This window comes from Alphaproteobacteria bacterium, from assembly GCA_040216735.1.
GTDB lineage: Bacteria > Pseudomonadota > Alphaproteobacteria > SHVP01 > SHVP01 > CALJDF01.
Window position 1 is genome coordinate 1,341,012 of sequence record JAVJOO010000002.1, and the last position, 17,007, is coordinate 1,358,018.

Annotated in this window: 21 protein-coding genes; 6 read left to right on the top strand and 15 right to left on the bottom strand. The window is 62.7% G+C overall.

The features are described 5' to 3' along the window. Positions 1-14: 14 nt before the first annotated feature. From RID42_07795 to RID42_07830, 8 genes are all read right to left on the bottom strand, one after another. Positions 15-1,337, bottom strand: a complete 1,323-nt coding sequence (locus tag RID42_07795) for an FAD-binding oxidoreductase (protein MEQ8247571.1) — start codon at positions 1,335-1,337, stop codon at positions 15-17. A 5-nt stretch (positions 1,338-1,342) separates the two neighbouring features. Beyond that, the gene (locus RID42_07800) at positions 1,343-2,014 is read right to left on the bottom strand and encodes a dienelactone hydrolase family protein (protein MEQ8247572.1); all 672 of its coding nucleotides are present in this window, start codon (positions 2,012-2,014) and stop codon (positions 1,343-1,345) included. Then, positions 2,007-2,483 (bottom strand): MaoC family dehydratase, encoded by a 477-nt coding sequence (locus RID42_07805; GenBank protein ID MEQ8247573.1) that lies wholly within the window; start codon positions 2,481-2,483, stop codon positions 2,007-2,009. The genes RID42_07800 and RID42_07805 overlap by 8 nt, the downstream gene beginning before the upstream one ends. Positions 2,484-2,489: 6 nt before the next feature. After that, a complete protein-coding gene (gene ychF, locus RID42_07810; GenBank protein MEQ8247574.1) occupies positions 2,490-3,590 on the bottom strand; it encodes a redox-regulated ATPase YchF in 1,101 nt (366 codons plus the stop codon). Positions 3,591-3,596: 6 nt separating this feature from the next. Next, positions 3,597-4,190, bottom strand: a complete 594-nt coding sequence (pth, locus tag RID42_07815) for an aminoacyl-tRNA hydrolase (protein MEQ8247575.1) — start codon at positions 4,188-4,190, stop codon at positions 3,597-3,599. A gap of 39 nt (positions 4,191-4,229) precedes the next feature. Further along, the gene (locus RID42_07820) at positions 4,230-4,886 is read right to left on the bottom strand and encodes a 50S ribosomal protein L25/general stress protein Ctc (protein MEQ8247576.1); all 657 of its coding nucleotides are present in this window, start codon (positions 4,884-4,886) and stop codon (positions 4,230-4,232) included. A 105-nt stretch (positions 4,887-4,991) separates the two neighbouring features. Next, entirely contained in the window at positions 4,992-5,924 is a 933-nt protein-coding gene (locus RID42_07825) for a ribose-phosphate pyrophosphokinase (protein MEQ8247577.1), read from the bottom strand. A gap of 99 nt (positions 5,925-6,023) precedes the next feature. Next, positions 6,024-6,650 carry a carbonic anhydrase gene (locus RID42_07830; GenBank protein ID MEQ8247578.1) on the bottom strand — a complete coding sequence of 209 codons (627 nt, stop codon included), beginning with the start codon at positions 6,648-6,650 and terminating at the stop codon, positions 6,024-6,026. Between the two features lie 304 nt (positions 6,651-6,954). On the opposite strand from RID42_07830, the gene RID42_07835 reads away from it, so the two are divergent. Together RID42_07835 and RID42_07840 are read left to right on the top strand one after the other, a co-directional pair. Next, complete coding sequence (locus tag RID42_07835; protein ID MEQ8247579.1) at positions 6,955-7,929, top strand: sodium-dependent bicarbonate transport family permease; 975 nt, start codon at positions 6,955-6,957, stop codon at positions 7,927-7,929. Positions 7,930-7,957: 28 nt separating this feature from the next. Then, positions 7,958-8,269: a hypothetical protein gene (locus RID42_07840; protein MEQ8247580.1), complete on the top strand. Its 312-nt coding sequence runs from the start codon at positions 7,958-7,960 to the stop codon at positions 8,267-8,269. Positions 8,270-8,306: 37 nt separating this feature from the next. Here the strand turns inward: RID42_07840 and RID42_07845 are convergent, their stop codons facing one another. The 4 genes from RID42_07845 to lgt are packed head-to-tail and all read right to left on the bottom strand — an operon-like array spanning position 8,307 to position 11,848. Continuing rightward, positions 8,307-9,230: a hypothetical protein gene (locus RID42_07845; protein MEQ8247581.1), complete on the bottom strand. Its 924-nt coding sequence runs from the start codon at positions 9,228-9,230 to the stop codon at positions 8,307-8,309. Beyond that, entirely contained in the window at positions 9,193-9,954 is a 762-nt protein-coding gene (gene pgeF / locus RID42_07850; GenBank protein ID MEQ8247582.1) for a peptidoglycan editing factor PgeF, read from the bottom strand. The genes RID42_07845 and pgeF overlap by 38 nt, the downstream gene beginning before the upstream one ends. Further along, complete coding sequence (locus RID42_07855) at positions 9,951-11,033, bottom strand: SAM-dependent methyltransferase (protein MEQ8247583.1); 1,083 nt, start codon at positions 11,031-11,033, stop codon at positions 9,951-9,953. Before RID42_07855 ends, pgeF begins: the two co-directional genes overlap by 4 nt. Further along, positions 11,030-11,848 carry a prolipoprotein diacylglyceryl transferase gene (lgt, locus tag RID42_07860; GenBank protein ID MEQ8247584.1) on the bottom strand — a complete coding sequence of 273 codons (819 nt, stop codon included), beginning with the start codon at positions 11,846-11,848 and terminating at the stop codon, positions 11,030-11,032. The genes RID42_07855 and lgt overlap by 4 nt, the downstream gene beginning before the upstream one ends. Before the next feature lie 159 nt (positions 11,849-12,007). On the opposite strand from lgt, the gene RID42_07865 reads away from it, so the two are divergent. After that, entirely contained in the window at positions 12,008-12,298 is a 291-nt protein-coding gene (locus tag RID42_07865; GenBank protein ID MEQ8247585.1) for an accessory factor UbiK family protein, read from the top strand. Positions 12,299-12,303: 5 nt separating this feature from the next. On the opposite strand, the gene RID42_07870 is transcribed toward RID42_07865, so the two are convergent. Next, positions 12,304-12,936 carry a DUF3105 domain-containing protein gene (locus tag RID42_07870; protein ID MEQ8247586.1) on the bottom strand — a complete coding sequence of 211 codons (633 nt, stop codon included), beginning with the start codon at positions 12,934-12,936 and terminating at the stop codon, positions 12,304-12,306. A 341-nt stretch (positions 12,937-13,277) separates the two neighbouring features. Between RID42_07870 and RID42_07875 the strand changes: the two genes are divergently transcribed. The 3 genes from RID42_07875 to RID42_07885 are packed head-to-tail and all read left to right on the top strand — an operon-like array spanning position 13,278 to position 14,973. After that, positions 13,278-13,781 carry a YbjN domain-containing protein gene (locus tag RID42_07875; protein ID MEQ8247587.1) on the top strand — a complete coding sequence of 168 codons (504 nt, stop codon included), beginning with the start codon at positions 13,278-13,280 and terminating at the stop codon, positions 13,779-13,781. Between the two features lie 11 nt (positions 13,782-13,792). Beyond that, complete coding sequence (proC, locus tag RID42_07880) at positions 13,793-14,614, top strand: pyrroline-5-carboxylate reductase (protein ID MEQ8247588.1); 822 nt, start codon at positions 13,793-13,795, stop codon at positions 14,612-14,614. Between the two features lie 20 nt (positions 14,615-14,634). Beyond that, a complete protein-coding gene (locus tag RID42_07885) occupies positions 14,635-14,973 on the top strand; it encodes a tRNA-binding protein (protein ID MEQ8247589.1) in 339 nt (112 codons plus the stop codon). A 5-nt stretch (positions 14,974-14,978) separates the two neighbouring features. On the opposite strand, the gene RID42_07890 is transcribed toward RID42_07885, so the two are convergent. Together RID42_07890 and RID42_07895 are read right to left on the bottom strand one after the other, a co-directional pair. Then, positions 14,979-16,310: an ATP-binding protein gene (locus RID42_07890; protein ID MEQ8247590.1), complete on the bottom strand. Its 1,332-nt coding sequence runs from the start codon at positions 16,308-16,310 to the stop codon at positions 14,979-14,981. A 12-nt stretch (positions 16,311-16,322) separates the two neighbouring features. After that, on the bottom strand, positions 16,323-17,006 hold the full coding sequence (locus RID42_07895; protein ID MEQ8247591.1) for a response regulator transcription factor: 684 nt from the start codon (positions 17,004-17,006) through the stop codon (positions 16,323-16,325). Between the last annotated feature and the right edge of the window lies 1 nt (position 17,007).

Below are 17,007 nucleotides of genomic sequence, written 5' to 3' on the forward strand. Positions count from 1 at the left end.
CGGCAAATGTCCGGTCAAAAACGGGGTGGGTCGAGGCCGTCATCGCGCATGAGTTGGGCATCGTGCCGTCTGAAGCGCGGCACCATCAGGCGCGCGACCAGCCGCATCATGGGTGGCACGAAACTGGGCTGCTCGATCGGTGCGGCGAGGTCTTCCTTCGGCGTACCGCTGAGAAAATCAGCCAGGACGGTGCCCATCGCGGTGCCGGTCGGGATGCCCCGTCCGGAAAACCCGATCGCGGTGACAAGCCCCGGCGCGAGTTCGAACAGGCGCGGAAACAGGTCCGCCCGAAGGTCGATCGCCCCCGACCAAAAATAGTCCCACTTCGCGCCGGCCAATTGGGGCCACACCCAGCTATACCGTCGGGCAACGAGGTCCTCCATGCTGCGCCGGCTCATGCCGCGCCACCCGGATCCGTTAAAGGCTGTCACCAGACGCCCGGACCCATCGAACATCAGCGCGAAGGTATCGCGCCGGGTATCGACCAAATGGTTGTTCTGCGGCAGGACGCCGCGCCGCATCTCTTCGGCCAGCGGTGCCGTTGCCGCGCAACCTAAGGAGAAAGGCGCGTAGGTGTGTTTAAGCCGGGGCCATAGGGCATTGCCGTAAGCGCCGGTCGCGATGACCACGGAGTCCGCCGTCACCCGTCCGCGCGGCGTCGTCAGCCGCCACCGGGTGCCGGTACGCTCTAGTTTATCGACGGACGACTGGGTAAAAAGCCGCGCGCTTTCCTGCAGCGCCGCGCGGGCCAAGCCACGGGCATAGCTCAAGGGCTGCATGTGGCCCGCGTTCTCGTATACCCACGCGCCATGGAACTTGTCGCTTCCCGTCAGCTCTGCGGTCTGCGCCCGGTCGAGGAGTTTCATGGGGCGGCCCAGCGACTGGTAGTCCGCGTATTTTTCTTCCAACACCTTCATCATGCTGGGCGTGTGCGCGGCGTGGATGCAACCGGCCATCGTTAGGTCGCAGTCGATCCCATACTTCTCGACAAGGCCGAAGATCAGATCGGCCGCGCCGGTTTGCAGATTGATGAGACGGCCGGCTTTTTCCTCGCCTAGGCGTTTCTTCAAGTTGGCGAGCGAGAATTCGGGGCGAAAATGAAAGGTCGGGGTCAGGTGGCCGCCGTTACGCCCAGACCCGCCATAGCCAATCTCCCGGGCCTCTAGGATCACGGTATCGACGCCCCGCTGGGCGAGGTGCAGGGCCGTGGACAGCCCGGTATATCCGGCGCCGATGACGGCTACCGAGACGGAAAGATCGCCGTCGAGCGGTTCAGTGGTGGGCGGCGGCGATGCGGTCGCCGCCCACAGCGCCTCTGCGAGGTCGCCCTTCGCCACGGCCGTTAGCCGATGTGTTTTTGGAAAAAATCCATTGTGCGCGTGGTCGAGATTTTGTCGCTCTCGGCGTGATAGGACGCACGCTGGTCGCAATGGAACCCATGGTCGGCCTCGGCGTACCGATAGACAGGCACTGCGGGATGGGCGGCTTTGATCTTCTCGACGTCGGCGATCGGAATGCCTTTGTCTTTGTCGCCAAAATGCAGGATCACCGGCACTTTTGGCGTCTCGGCCACGAAATCGACGACCCGGCCACCGTAGTAGCCAGAGGCGCAATCGACTCCGCAATCCCGAATGGTCGAGACCCAAGCGACGCTGCCGCCCCAGCAGTAGCCGACCAAGCCGACCTTGCCGTATTGTTTGAGCACGTCGGATGCGGCGCGGAGGTCCTTTTCGACATCGGCCCAATTCACTTGGGTGACGATGCCGCGACCGGCCTCGATGCCGGCGGCGTCATAGCCTAGATCGACGTTCTTCTGGATCCGGTCGAACATCGCGGGGGCAAGGGCCGCATAGCCCGCCTTTGCAAATCGATCGGTGTCCGCGCGGATGTGCGAGTTCACCCCGAAAATCTCTTGGACGACGATGACCCCACCCTTGGGCTTGCCGCCCGGCAGCGCCAGGTAAGCGTCCATCTCGAACCCGTCTTCAGCCTTGACTTTAATGTCCTCACCCATCGTTGCCTCCCTGGTCGGCAGCCGCGTGGCTGCGTCGCCGCATGAAATTGTTGGTCTTCAGGCTCATCACGACCTGGTCGTCCTGATTGAGCACCGTGTATCGCATTTGCACGATACCTCGGTCGGGCTTGCTTCGCGAGGGCCGGGCGCCGATCACTTCACCCTCGGCGCGCAGCACGTCGCCGGGCCGCACCGGTCGAACCCACCGCAGTTCGTCGATTCCCGGCGAGACCATGCCGCTGTCTTCGTCCATGATCGCATCGACCATCATTTTCATGAACATCCCCGCGGTATGCCAGCCGCTGGCGATCAGGCCGCCCATGTCGCTTTTTGCCGCAAACGCCGGATCGGTGTGGATGCGTTGGGGGTCGTACTTTTCGGCAAATTCGACGATCTCCCGCTCGCTCACCTCGTAGTGGCCGAACGCGAAAGTGTCGCCGACGGTAATGTCTTCAAGATAACGCGCCACGTCTCCTCACACGTTGAAACGAAATAGGAGGATATCGCCGTCGCGCACCAGGTAGTCGCGGCCCTCCGAGCGCATCTTACCCGCTTCCTTCGCGCCGGCCTCGCCGCCACATGCGATATAGTCGCCATACCCGATGGTTTCGGCACGAATGAACCCACGTTCGAAGTCGGTATGGATTTCCCCTGCGGCTTCAGGTGCCTTGGCGCCCTGGCGAACCGTCCAGGCGCGGCTCTCCTTGGGTCCCGAGGTAAAATAGGTGATGAGGTTGAGGAGGGCGTAACCGGCGCGGATGATCTGCGCCAGCCCGGTCTCGTTGAGGTTCATCGCAGCGAGGAAATCGCGGCGTTCCGCTGGGTTCTCGATCTGGGCGACTTCGGCTTCGATCGCCGCGGCAATGACGACGCAACCCGCGCCCTGATTCGCCGCCCACTGCGCGACCCTGTCGGATTGGGCATTGCCGGTGGCTGCGGAGTCTTCCTCGACGTTGCAGACGTACAGAACTGGTTTTGAGGTGAGGAGTTGTAGCGCCTGCCAGTCACGCCGCCGATCCACGGGCACCGTCGCTGTGCGGGCCGGACGACCGTCGCGCAACGGCTCGAGCGCCAACTGCATGAGATCGACCAAGGCCTTGGCGTCGCGGTCGCCACCTTTGGCCTTTTTCGCGGCTGCGTCGGCGCGGCGTTCCAGGCTTTCGAGATCGGCGATCATGAGCTCGGTCTCGACGGTCTCGGCATCGGCAATCGGATCGATGCGGCCTTCGACATGGGTGACGTTCTCGTCCTCAAAGCATCGAACGACATGGACGATCGCATCAACTTCGCGGATATGTGCGAGAAACTGATTGCCTAGCCCTTCACCCTTGCTGGCACCCCGGACCAGGCCCGCGATATCCGCGAAGTCGAGGAACGTGGGTACGATCTTTGCCGATTTGGAAAGCGCCGCGATTTTTTCCAAGCGGTCGTCGGGCACCGACACGCGGCCTACGTTGGGCTCGATGGTGCAGAACGGGTAGTTCGCCGCTTCGGCTTGTGCCGTGCTGGTCAGCGCGTTGAAGAGCGTCGACTTCCCGACGTTGGGCAGGCCGACGATGCCGCAGGTGAAGCCCATTCGCTCTTACTCCGTGTCCGGTGATGCCGCCGACTTAGACGGTGGCGGCGGCAGGCGCCGCGCGAGATCGCTGGAAAATCCAGGGATGTCCCCGATCACGAGGGCCGGCAAAGCGCCGCTGACCGCATCGATCGCGGCATCGACCCAGGCCATGTCAGCCTTAGAGAAATTGCCGAGAACGTGATTTGAAACCCGGTCGCGTTCGCCAGGGTGGCCGATTCCGAATCGGACTCGAATGTAATTGCGCCCGATGTGTGAATCGATACTGCGTAGTCCGTTATGGCCAGCGTTGCCGCCGCCTCGCTTGCACCTGATCTTCCCTGCTTCAAGGTCGATCTCGTCGTAAAAGACGATCACGTCTTCGGGCTCTAGTCGGTAGTAGCGCATCGCCGCCACCACAGCGCGACCGGAATCGTTCATATAGGTTTCCGGTTTGAGGGCATGGGCGCGGCGACCGGAAAGCCGTCCCTCGCACACCTCGCCGTGAAAGCGCTGGCGCCACGCTGTAAATCCGTGGCGCCGGACGATTTCGTCGATGGCCATAAAGCCAATGTTGTGGCGGTTCTTGGCGTAGTCGGGACCGGGATTGCCCAGCCCCACCAATAAGACCATTGGTTAGGCGAAAGGCGCGGCGGGGCCTTAGCCCTTGCCGTCCTCTTCGTTCGCTTCTTTATCGTCGCCCGCGGCTTCGTCGCCCTCGGCTTCGACGGTTTCAGCGACTTCAACTTGGACGGTCGGCGCCGCGATGGTCGCGATCGTAAAGTCGCGATCCGTTATCACTGGGCGGGCGCCGCCGGGGAGTTCGATCGCGCTGATGCGGAGGCTGTCGCCGATATCGAGGCCGGCCAGCTTGGCGGTTAAGGTCTCTGGAATCGCACCGGCACGGCACTTCAGTTCGACCTCGTGGCGAACGATGTTGAGAACGCCACCCAACTTAAGGCCGGGGCATTCTTCTTCGCCCTCGAAAACGACGGGAACGTTGACGTTGATCAGCGTCGAGTCGGTAACCCGCAAGAAATCGACGTGCATTGGGACGTCGGTCACGGCGTGGAAATGGATCTCGCGTGGCAAGACGTGCTCTTTTCCGCCACCAAGGGTGATGTCGAGCAGACGGCTGGTGAATCCGCCCTTGGCGATTTCGGCCTGAAGTTGGCGGCGCTCAATCACCACATGGGTGGGGTCTTTCTCCGCGCCGTAAATGACGGCAGGAACCATACCGGCTCGGCGGGCAGCGCGGGCGGCGCCCTTTCCGGCCCGGTCTCTCACCTGCGCGGCGATCACGTGCTGGTCGCTCATCGCAATTCTCCTATGTTTCGACGGGATACGGCCCGATTGGCGCCAGCCCCTAGAGTGCTGACACCGCTAAAGCGGCGCCGTTCTATACCTATTCGGGGACGATTCCTAGTCCCAGAGGCTGGAAACCGAGGATTCATCGCTGATTCGGCGCATTGCCTCGGCCATCAGCGGGGCAATGCTCAATCGGCGGATATTGTCCGAGACCCGCATCGCCTCCGTCGCCACGATTGAATCGGTGGTGACTAGGGTTTCCAAGGCGGAACTGGCCACCCGGGCCACCGCCCCGCCCGACAGAACGCCGTGGGTCACGTAGGCCATGACCGATTCCGCGCCCTGTTCCTTGAGGGCATTCGCCGCATTGCACAGGGTTCCTGCCGAATCCACGATGTCGTCGACCAGGATGCAGCGGCGGCCTTCGACGTCGCCGATGATGTGCATAACCTCCGAAACGCCCGCACGTTCCCGGCGTTTGTCGACAATGGCCAGGTCTGCGTTCAAGCGACGGGCCACGGCGCGGGCCCGAACGACCCCCCCGACGTCGGGCGAGACGAACATCAGGTTGTCGCTGTGAAAGCGTTCTTTGATGTCCTTGGCGACGATCGGCGCGACATAGAGGTTGTCGGTGGGGATATCAAAAAAGCCTTGAATCTGTCCGGCGTGCAAATCCAGCGTCAAAACGCGGTCGGCGCCAGCTTCGGTAATCAAGTTAGCCACGAGTTTGGCGGAGATCGGCGTGCGGGGGCCGGGCTTCCGGTCCTGCCGCGCGTAGCCAAAATATGGGAGAACCGCGGTGATCCGGCGAGCCGAAGCGCGCCGTACCGCGTCGATAGTGACCAGCAGTTCCATCAGGTTGTCGTTCGCCGGATAGGACGTGGACTGGACGATAAAAACGTCTTCGCCACGCATGTTGTCGTGGATTTCGACGAACACTTCCATATCTGCGAAACGCCGAATGGAGGCTTTGGACAACGGGAGGTTGAGGTAGGCGGCCACCGCTTCAGCCAGCGGCCGATTGCTATTGCCTGCGATGATTTTCATTGCTGGCGAGACGCGGGCCTACTGCATGGCGTCATGGAAAAACCCGAGGGCGTTGAAAGCGCGCGGACTGTAACAAGGGGGGTGCGGCATGTAAACGCATTAGGCCGCGGGATTGAATGTTCCTGTGTCCGAATCCCTAACATGCAAGATGCCCGTCGCAATGTCGAAAAAAGCGCCGCGTAACCGGAGCGTTCCTTGGTTTACACGTTCGGACACAAAGGGAAATGTCATCAGATTCTCGATCGAATTCCCAATGCTTGCGAGTTCGAGTGTGCGCTGGCGCTCGGCGTTGTCGAGGTCGCCCGTATCGCGGCCCACCTTTTGCCTGACGTCGTCCAAGATAGACATCCACTTACCGATAAAGGTGCCCCGTTCGCGTCCGGCGAGACTGGCGGCAATGCCGCCACACCGGGCGTGACCGAGCACAACGATCTGGGCCACTTGCAGCGACGTTACGCCGAATTCCAGGGCCGCCGACGTGCTGTGAAAGTCGTCGTTTGGGGCGTAGGGAGGGACCAGATTGGCGACATTCCGGACAACGAAAATCTCACCGGGCGCGGTATCGAAAATCAACGCCGGGTCGGCGCGCGAATCGCAACAAGCGATGACCATCACCCGCGGCGATTGCCCGGTTTCCGCCAACTGCCGGTACAGGTTGTTTTGTTGCGCGAAGCGGTCCTCGCGAAACCGTCGATAGCCCTCTAGGAGGTGGTCGAACTCAGGCATGGGGGGGCCGAAGGGTGACGCCGTCTGCAACTGGGTCTTGAGCGAGGCACATTTGATACAAAAGAAGACGCTTTCGGTTCGAGTCTAGCCTCCCAAAGGATAGTTTGCTGAGCCGCACCAGGATAGACCTAACGTGCTGGCGGCTGGTCTATAGCTAATGGGCCTGAGCCGGGATAATGGACAACGCTTGTCGTGCAGGTTGTCGTAAACTCGGGATTAGCGTGCTTAGGTGGGCGCCGCTGGCGGGTGTGCGACCGGTGATGCATCGCGTTGCCAAGGGATTGAACGAACAAGGTCGAGTGGTATGGGTTTCTTAGACGCCGCTGTGTCGAATCTGCTGACACCGATGATCCTGGCGTTTGCGCTTGGTCTCGGTGCCGGTCTATTGCGATCGGACCTCACCATTCCAGAGGCGATTGGCAAGGCGATGGCGGTCTACCTCATGTTTGCGATCGGCCTAAAGGGAGGTGTTGCGGTCCACGAGCAAGGCGTCGGCGCCGCACTCGTCGTGGCCCTCGTTGTTGGCGCATTGCTTTCGTTCGTTCTCCCGTTCCTGGCCGTGGTTCTAATCCGGATTCTCAGTCCCGCAACCGATCTTGCGACCCGGGCCGCGGTGGCTGCACACTACGGTTCGATCTCGGTAGTGACGTTTCTGACCGCATCGGAGTTCTTGCGCCTCAACGGTATGGACTACGAGGGCTTCATGGTCGCCGTGGTCGCGCTTATGGAAACGCCCGCCATTATTGCCGGCCTGTGGATCGCCCACCGCGGCGGCGTCCGTTCGAATATGTCCCAATCGGGCGGTCTCTACCGGGAGATACTTCTCAACGGTTCAGTGGTGTTGCTGCTCGGGGCGTTCGTGATTGGCTGGATCGTCGGCCCGGTCGGGTCTGACGAGGTCAAAGGGTTCTTCGACGTCCCCTTTAAAGGCGTACTGACCCTATTTCTACTCGACATGGGGCTGCTGGCCGCGATGCGTATTCGTCAGGCTGGCGGCATTTCGCCCGGTTTAGTGGCCTTCGGGGTCGTCATGCCACTGGCCAGTGCGGCGATTGGTGGGATTGCCGGTGCATTGATCGGACTAAGCGTTGGGGGGACCGTCCTCCTCGCGGTACTCGCGGCGTCGGCGTCCTACATCGCGGTGCCGGCGGCGATGCGCCTTGCGCTACCCCAAGCCAATCCAGGGGTCTACGTCACGCTCTCGCTTGCGGTGACGTTCCCCTTTAACGTCGTGATCGGCATTCCGTTGTATCTGTCGGTGATCCAGAGCCTCTTGTAGCCAGAACCTGACGTAGGGAGACGTCGACGTGCGCGAACTATTCGCAAAGAAGCGACTTGAGATCATCGTCGAAGGGGCGTTGGTCGAGCGGGTGCTTGACGTCTTGGAGAAACAGGGCGCCGAAGGGTACACCGTTCTGCCGGCCTCGGCCGGTCGTGGGGATGCCGGTCGGTGGCGTCGGGACGACATTACGCCGGCGCTTGGCCGCACGGCGATCCTTGTCGTTGCGAACGACGGCATGGCCCGCAAGCTGGCTGAAGCGGTCTACGATCTCCTCGCCGACCACGCCGCGATGATCTTGCTCAGCGACGTCAAGGTGTTCCGCGACGCGGACTATTGAACGCGACACTCGCTGGCTGCCGTGGCAGCGCGGCGTCCTAGTTTCGCGCCGCCGCCCCTCCGGTCCGGGTCATCATCTCAACGATACCGTCGGCGGCGGCGCCCGCAATGGCCGGCGCCGCGTCGGACCAGGCGCGATCAAGCGCACCGGCCGGAACGATATTGCTTTGTGAAACCACGCCGAGTTCTTGCCCGTCCTGCCGCAGCAGGACCCAGTCGATCGAGATCCGTTCCGCCCCGTTGCTCGCCGCGGCCCGGTCGAACCAGCCGGTCAGGACGAGAGTCGTGGGATCGTCTTGAGAGGCGATGAAGATGCCGCGCATCCGTAGGGCGGCGCCGAGAGAGAGCGTCAACGATGCGGCGCGCTCCTCCGGCAAGCCGGCAATCGACCAGATCGCCACGGGCTGAAGAGGCGTCGACGGTGCAACGGGAGGTTTCGAGCCGGTGGCGAACTGCGCCGCCGCTTCGCGGGCGACGGACTCGGCCAGGAGAGCAAGCGCCGCTGTATCGCTGGCTGCCCAACCTTCAGCATCGACCCGCTGCTCGACCTCGAACGACCTGACGAGAGCCCCCCTTGGGTCGATCAATTGCCACGAACTGAATACTACAACCGCGGCGCCATCGGTTCCTGCGATGCGGGCGCCGCCGACCAAAACATAGCGGTTGGTTTCGTCCTGTGGTCCAGCGATGGCGGGAACGTTTGCGTCGCGCAGCGCCGCCGCCACCAATCCAGTAAGCGGGGCCGCGAGGGCAGGGTCCTGCACGCTGGGGGTTCTGACGATGATTCCACCCCGCGTCCCGAGCCGCGCAAAATCAGCCGCATTCAGGCGCTTGCTGTCGGGTTGAAACGGTCGGGGCACCGGTTGGCAGGCGCTCAATACGGCGAGCAAAAGCCCGAGTGCCGCGACCGCCGCGCGCGGCGCGCTACGGCGCAAGGGCAATGGCCGAAATCTGGCGACCATAGTCAGATTCGCTTCTGTGGGTTGCGCGGCGATAGCTAAAGAAGTCGTTCTCAAGGGCATAGGTATCGTGGCCGCTCCAAGCCACCGACCCGAGTCCGGCGCGGCGCAATCGGTGCATCACGTAACCGGGCAGATCGAATTGGGCGTGGCCCGGCGATCCTTCGGTGAAAAACCGGTTGGCTTCTTGGTCCTCGGCGAGGAACGTCGCTTCGAAGTCGGCGCTCACTTCATACGAGGACTGGGCAATGGTCGGGCCGACGACAGCAGAGATATTGCCTGGCCGCGCGCCTAATTCCACCATCCGGTCGATCACCCGTTCGGCGACGCCGCTCAGTGTGCCGCGCCAACCGCAGTGCGCACCGCCGATTACGCCGGCCTGCGAATCGGCAAACAGGACTGGGGCGCAGTCGGCGGTCAGAATACCGAGGACGACGCCCGGTGTGTTGGTCACAACGCCGTCGGCCACCGGCGGTTCCGCCGGCCACGCGCCGGTCGCGTGCGCAACATCGGTTCCGTGCACCTGATGGACCGTGTTCAGGGAACCAGTCGGCACCCCGATAAGGTCCAGAACGCGCGCGCGGTTCGCGCGGACACGATCGGGTACATCGTCCGACCCCCGGCCGCAGTTGAGGGAAGCGTAGATACCCGTCGAGACGCCGCCGCGCCGTGTGAAGAAGGCGTGCCGAACGCCCGGCGCCGCGGCAAGCGGATCGGATCGAATCATGGTGTTGCGAATCCTGCCGGTGCGAGTCCGGCGCTGGCGAAAGCCAGAACCTTGAACAACGTGCCCATCTGGCTGGGATCGGTCAATCGATGCGTCGCCGCGGCGATTGCGGTCCGATCGCCCGTGGCCGCCGTTGCCAGGGCCTCGGCCCGGGCGGCAATGCCGAGCTGCGCCAAGAAGTCGCCCTGCGGCACAGGCCCCCAAACGCCGGCGCCGCCGCTTCGCCCGGCGCGGTCGAGAGCCGTAAAATCGACGTGGGCACAGATATCGACCGTCCCGGGCGCACTGAGGATATCCTGCGCACGGTGCGCCCGGACGCCCTGGACGGTGTCGCCAAGGCCCGGGCGATCATAGCCGTAGTCGACAATCAGGACGGCGCCACCCCAACGGGCGACACGTGACGCCAGCTGCCTGGCCAGTACCAGTGCCGCCGGACTGACTTCGGCGATGGCGTGTACCGGCGGGTCTTCAAAAGTTTCAAGTTCGGGGAGCTTGGCCGAGCCGGGATCGAGAACGAAACGGAAGCCTGTTTCGTCTTGGACAATATCGATAAGGCGTTCGTGCCAGGTGCCGTCGGCGAACTGATACTGGTGCACCGGCAGCGCGTCGAACAACTCATTGGCGACGATAATTGCGGGACCGTCGGGGACCGAGTCGGCGGTGGCATGCCAGTGGGCCGCGTATCCCGAGAGCGCTGCCGCTTGGCGGTCGCGCAGAAGTGGGCTGGTCTCGACGAGGTGGAGGTCGAGGCTGTCGTGGAAGCGGGGGATCCGGCGGGTCGCTCTGAGTGCGTCGCTCAACAAGGTACCGCGACCCGGTCCAAGTTCCACCAGGCGCACCGGACCGGGTTCGCCCATTTGTTGCCACAGATCGGCGCACCAGGCCCCGATCAGCTCGCCAAACATCTGGCTGACCTCGGGTGCCGTCACGAAATCGCCCGCCGCCCCGAAGGGGTCGCGGGTCATGTAGTAGCCGTGTTCGGGGTTGCCGAGGGCTTCGGCCATAAAGCGTGCGACCGAGATCGGCCCGTGGGCGGCGATCAGTCGGTGCAGGTGTTGGCCGAGCGGCGTGCCGGTCACTGCGGACGTGGCACCGTTGGCGCCCGGTGCAGCGCCCAGGCGATCAGGAGGAGGCCGAACAGAAGCAATGGGAGCGACAGGACTTGGCCCATGGTGATCCCCCCTGCGAGAAATCCGAGGTGGGCATCGGGTTCGCGAAAGAGCTCGACGAACAAACGCGCCGCTGCATAGCCCGACACGAAGATGCCGGTCAGAAATCCCGGGCGATGCCGCATCGCGGTGCTGAAATAGAGAAGAACCATGATCGCAAACAACACGATCCCCTCAAGACCGGCCTCATAGAGTTGACTCGGGTGACGCGCCAGCGGTCCGCCGTTGGGAAAGACAACCGCCCAAGGTACATCGGTCGTGCGTCCGTACAGTTCGGCATTGATGAAGTTGGCAATACGGCCGAAAAAAAGGCCGATTGGGCCGGCCACGGCGATCATGTCGGCCACGGCGAGCAGGTTGAGGCCGCGCCGCCGACAGAAAAGAACGATGGCGCCGGTGACCCCAAGGAGGCCGCCGTGGAAGGACATACCGCCCTGCCAGATGAAGAGAATTTCATGGGGATGAAAGAGATAGAACTCCGGCTTATAGAACAGCACGTAGCCCAGACGCCCGCCCAGAATGATGCCGACCGTAGCCCACACCACGAAATCGTCGGCGTCCTTCCGGCTCCACGCGCTATTGCCGCGGGCGATCAGCCACAGGACCAACCGCCAAGCGAGAACGATCCCGGCAATATACGCGATGGCGTACCAACGGATTGCGAAGGGGCCGAGGGAGATCAAGACCGGATCGATAGTGGGGAAGGGAAGGGCGCTCAGGATCATCGGCGCTCGCTCTGCGGGGTTGGATGGGGCGGGTTTGTTGTAAAATAGGGAAACGCTGGGATGAAACCAAGAGTACCCGCGCGGCGTGGCGATCTTCACGCCGTTGCTTCACCTGCGATCATGGCGGCTCTATAGTCTCTCCAGCTTGCGGAGGAATCGATGCAACCGAACAATCCGATTTTTGACGATTTGGCGCGCGTCGCCGGAGGCGCGCTCAGCGCGGTCGGCGGTCTTCGCGAAGAAATCGAAGCCAAGCTCAAGGATCAGGTCCATCGCTGGCTAGGCGACATGGATCTGGTGACTCGCGAAGAGTTCGAGGTCGTTCGCGCCATGGCACAAAAGGCGCGCGAAGAGAACGAGTCCCTGGCCGCGCGGGTGAAGACGCTTGAGGCAGCGCTGAAGGCGTCAAAACCGGCGGCCAAACCGACCAAGGAATCGCCCACCGCCTGACCCGGTTATCGGACCGGGTTTTCGGGCCCACGACCGCGGAAGCGGTCGATGAACGCGGCCGCCACCGCTGGCTCGAAAGGTTCGAGCTGCAAGAGGTTTCGCCATGCGGCAAGGACGACGCCCGATCCTTGGCCCGGTTTTTTGGTAACGATCACACCGCTCCACGGCCCGCGATATAGCGCGGACCAATCGCGCAACTCATCCAGGACCCCATCGTCGGGTTCATCGTAGTAAATCACAATGATGCCGTGCTCGAGCGAGTGAACCAACCGGTCAAGCGGTTGTTCCCGAGAGTAGAACCCTGGGGCAAGCGGATTGGGGTTATGGGGACCGGTTGTTGGATAGTCGCTCACGTAACTCGCGTTGGCGACGTGGGCGTTGCCTCCGTCGGGCACGGTGACGACGGCGCCAAGACCGCCGCGCCCCTGGTCCGCGAGCTGCAGGAACGCGGTTTCGTCGATGCCGCCGGAAACCTCGGACGCAACGGCCCAAATCACTAAAGCTGCGACGACCCCGACGATTCCCAACTCCCACGTCTTGAGGCCCAAAAAGCGTCCGCGCTTGCGGCGGTGTGCGGCGGTCGCGGCCGCAGGGTTAGAGTGGGGATGGCGTCCTTTTTTCTTACGCTTCTTTGCCACGTCAGTGGGTCCTTTCGCTGATCGACCGGCACGGTGGCAAAAAAATTGTGGATAAAAAAGCTGCCGCCGCACCACGATCGTGTGATCCCGATTCGCTAACGCATTGAGACGACTCGCAAAAGCGTTTTTCTGCCGAGTCGAGAAACTACCCACAGCCTATTGATTCAAAACGAGAATCCGAGAAACGCCGCTTGACGCGGAGTCCACGCCTTTGGCATACATCTTGGGTTGCCGACTGCTAGAGACACTAGATCGTGCGATTGGGAGCCTCGGGGTGAAACTAAATTACCCGGCCATCCGCGGCGAGCTCCGGGCCAAGCGCTAGTGCAGGGGAGCCGAGAATGACCATGCTGATCACCCACGATGCTGCGTCGGTCGGCAATCCACTCGATATCATCGAACAGATTGTCACTGCCAACGAGTGGCCGTTCGATCGCCACGCCGACGATGAACTCAACGTCGGTGTCGAGGGCAGTTGGACTCGCTACCATTTGTGGTTCGCCTGGCGGGAGGAGCACGAGGCGCTTCAGTTCTCCTGTGCCTTCGATCTGAAGGTTCCCAAGGAAAAAGTTAGCGCCGTCCACACGCTCATGGCGCTGATGAACGAAAAGCTTTGGCTCGGTCATTTCGATCTCTGGGCGCACGAGGGTCTCCTCATGTTCCGCCACGCCCTGGTCTTCTCTGGCGGTGCCGAAGCGACCAGTGCCCAACTCGAAGATGTCGTCGAAGCTGGGCTGCGCGAGTCCGAACGGTTTTACCCGGCGATCCAGTTCGTGTTGTGGGGCGGCAAAGGGCCGAACGAGGCAATCGCCGCGGCGATGCTCGAAACCGAAGGCGAAGCCTGACCGCGCCCTCCATGGAGACGCTCGACGGTCCCATTCTCCTCGTCGGCTGCGGCAAGATGGGTGCCGCGTTGTTGGCCGGCTGGCTCGCGCGCGGTGTCCAACCCACCGACGTCCTGGTCGTCGAACCGACGGATGCCGGCGCTGCGGTCGCCCGCGAACACGGGGTTCGGGTCGCCTCCGATATCGCGGCCGTCGCTCCCGACGTCTCGCCCCGCGTGGTCGTGTTTGCAGTTAAGCCGCAGGTTCTACCCGCCGTCGTTCCCCCGTATCGCCGTTTCGCAGGGCCGGCGACGACGTTCCTGTCGATCGCCGCAGGCAAGCCGCTGGCGTTCTTCGCCGAACATCTATCTGCCCGGGCATCGATCGTTCGGGCGATGCCCAATACGCCGGCGGCGATTGGCCGCGGGATTACGGTCCTTTGCGCGAACGAGGCGGTGACGGCAGCAGACCGGACGTTAGCCCAAAGTCTGATGACCGCAGTTGGCGCCGTCGACTGGATCGACGACGAAGCGTTGATGGATGGGGTGACGGCCGTTTCCGGCAGTGGACCGGCCTATGTCTTCTACCTGATCGAATGCCTGGCGGCAGCCGGCGTCGACGCGGGTCTCCCGCCGGCACTGGCCGCGCGCCTCGCGCGCCTGACCGTCGAAGGATCTGCTGCGCTCAGCGCGGCCGATCCCTCCAGCCCGGCAACCCTGCGCGCGAACGTGGCCAGTCCAGGCGGTACGACCGCCGCAGCATTGACGGTTTTGATGGGCGATGCCGGTCTGCAAGACGTAATGACGAAGGCTGTCCTAGCTGCGGCGGCACGGTCGCGCGAACTGGCCGAGTGAGCGGGACGCTCCAGAAAGCCATGCCAGAGATCGGCGTCGAGGATTTTCTCAAGGTCGATATCCGAGTCGGCACGATCGTTTCCGCCGAGTCCTTTCCCGAAGCGCGCAAGCCTGCCTACAAGTTACAGATCGACTTCGGTGAAGTGATTGGCGTCAAACGTTCGTCCGCGCAGATCACGGTACATTACCAACCGACCGAACTGATCGGCCGCCAGGTCGCTGCCGTCGTCAATTTTCCGCCCCGCCAAATCGGTCCGATGAGATCGGAGGTGCTGGTACTCGGTTTTCCCGATGAAGCCGGAGCGGTGTGCCTCCTCGGCGTCGATCCGTCGGTCCCGAACGGCGGGCGGTTGTTCTAGCCGGCCTAGATCGGCAGCCGGAGACGCGCCCGCAGTCCTCCCAACGGCGAATCATCTAACGTCAGATCGCCCCCGTGACTACGGACGACGTCGCGGGCGATCGTTAAACCCAGCCCGACCCCGCCCGCACCCGAACGCCGGGCGTCGTCGAGACGGCTGAACGCCTTAAATGCATCGTCGCGCAGTTCAGGCGCGATTCCAGGGCCATTATCGTCGACAGTGATTTCCACGAAGGTCGGGAATCGTGTCGCGCCGATTTCCACCCGCGCCGCCGCGCCCGTTCCTGGCGTTCCATAGTGCATGGCATTGTCGATCAGGTTGGTCAGACATCGCTTAAAGGCATTGGGGCGAATCGGCATGGCCAGATTTGATGCGGCCTTCAGAGTTACGTCGTGCCCTTGCCGGTGCGCTTCATCGACGACCTCTCCCAGGAGTGCGGTAACATCGGTAGCGACCGGGCGTTCGGTATCCTGGCCTCGGGCAAACGAAAGGTACTCCTCTATCATCTGTTCCATACTGCGGATGTCGGCTTCGATGTTGGTGACATCGACTTGCTTGCCGATCAGCGCGAGTTCCAGTTTGACGCGCGTGAGCGGGGTCCGCAGATCGTGGGATACGCCGGCCAGCATCTCGGTGCGTTGCTCGACGCTGCGCCGGAGGCGGTCGCGCATCGCCATGAAGGCGCGCGTGGCTAAACGGATCTCGCTGGCACCAGAAGGCCGGATGTCGCCGGCCTCGCGCCCTTTTCCCAGGGCATCGGCCATGTCGGCGAGGCGGTATATGGGGCGCATCTGGTTGCGCAAGAACACGATCGCTATGCCGAGGAGAATAAGTGACGAGCCTACCATCCACAGAACGAAAATGGTCGTGGTCGTGCTGTCCAACCGCTTGCGCGATGTCAGGATTCGCAAGACGCCGTCGGGCAACTGCACCAGAATCTGAACGCGGTCGCCAAAGTTCGCGGTGTCGATCGCATAGGGCCGGAAGAGACGCTCGCCTAGCGCGCGGTACAGCATACGGTCGGGGATGTTGAAGACGGGTTGGTTTCGGGTTACCGATGGCGGCAGGACCTCTTGCGGAATCACGCCCGCATCGATGTCCAAATAGGTCCGGGCGAGGCCCAGAATTTGTGCTTGGGCGGCGTCGTCGGCGCCGTCCAATAGCCTAATCATCAGGGCAATGTCGCCGGCGACGCCCAACGACAGGCGCCGCGTTACGGTGTCCCAGTGGTTGTCGAAGAACACGATGGCCAAGATGATCTGCAACAGCACGACCGGGGCAACGACGATGACAATCGATCGGCCCAGCAGCGTTTTAGGAAGGAATCGCTTCAGCATGACAACGTCGGCTCAGTCCGGGCGTAAGACATAACCCTCGCCCCAGACGGTTTGGAGGTAGCGCGGAACCCTTGGATCGTCTTCGATCTTTCGGCGCAAGCGGGTGACCTGGACATCAACGGTTCGGTCGCTGACCCCCAAGGCGTCGCATAGGACGTAACGGGAAATCGTTCGACCCGGTTGCTCGGCGAACATTTTTAGGAGGCCGGTTTCCGTTGATGTCAGGCGCACAGGTTTGTCGCCGTTGCGCAATTCGTTGCGTTTGAGGTCAAAGTAGAAACTGCCCAGCGACAGTCCGGCGAGCGGCGGCGGTGGCCCGGCGGAGCGGCGGAGAATGGACGCGACTCGCAGCAATAGTTCGCGCGGTTCGAACGGTTTCGGGAGGTAGTCGTCCGCGCCGGACTCGAACCCGGCAATACGGTCCTCGGGCTCGCCGCGCGCGGTGAGCACGAGGATCGGCACGTCAGTCTTGGTCCGCAGATCCTTGGTCAACGTGAGACCGTCTTCGCCCGGCATCATGACATCGACAATCAGGAGGTCGAAGTCGAACCCGGTCATGCGCTGGCGCGCCTCCAGGGCATCGCAGGCCGTGGTCACGTGGTAGCCATGCTCGATCAGGTATTTCTGGAGGAGCTCGCGAATCCGCCGGTCGTCGTCGACAACGAGGAGGTGGCGTACCGCGGACGGCTCGTCCATC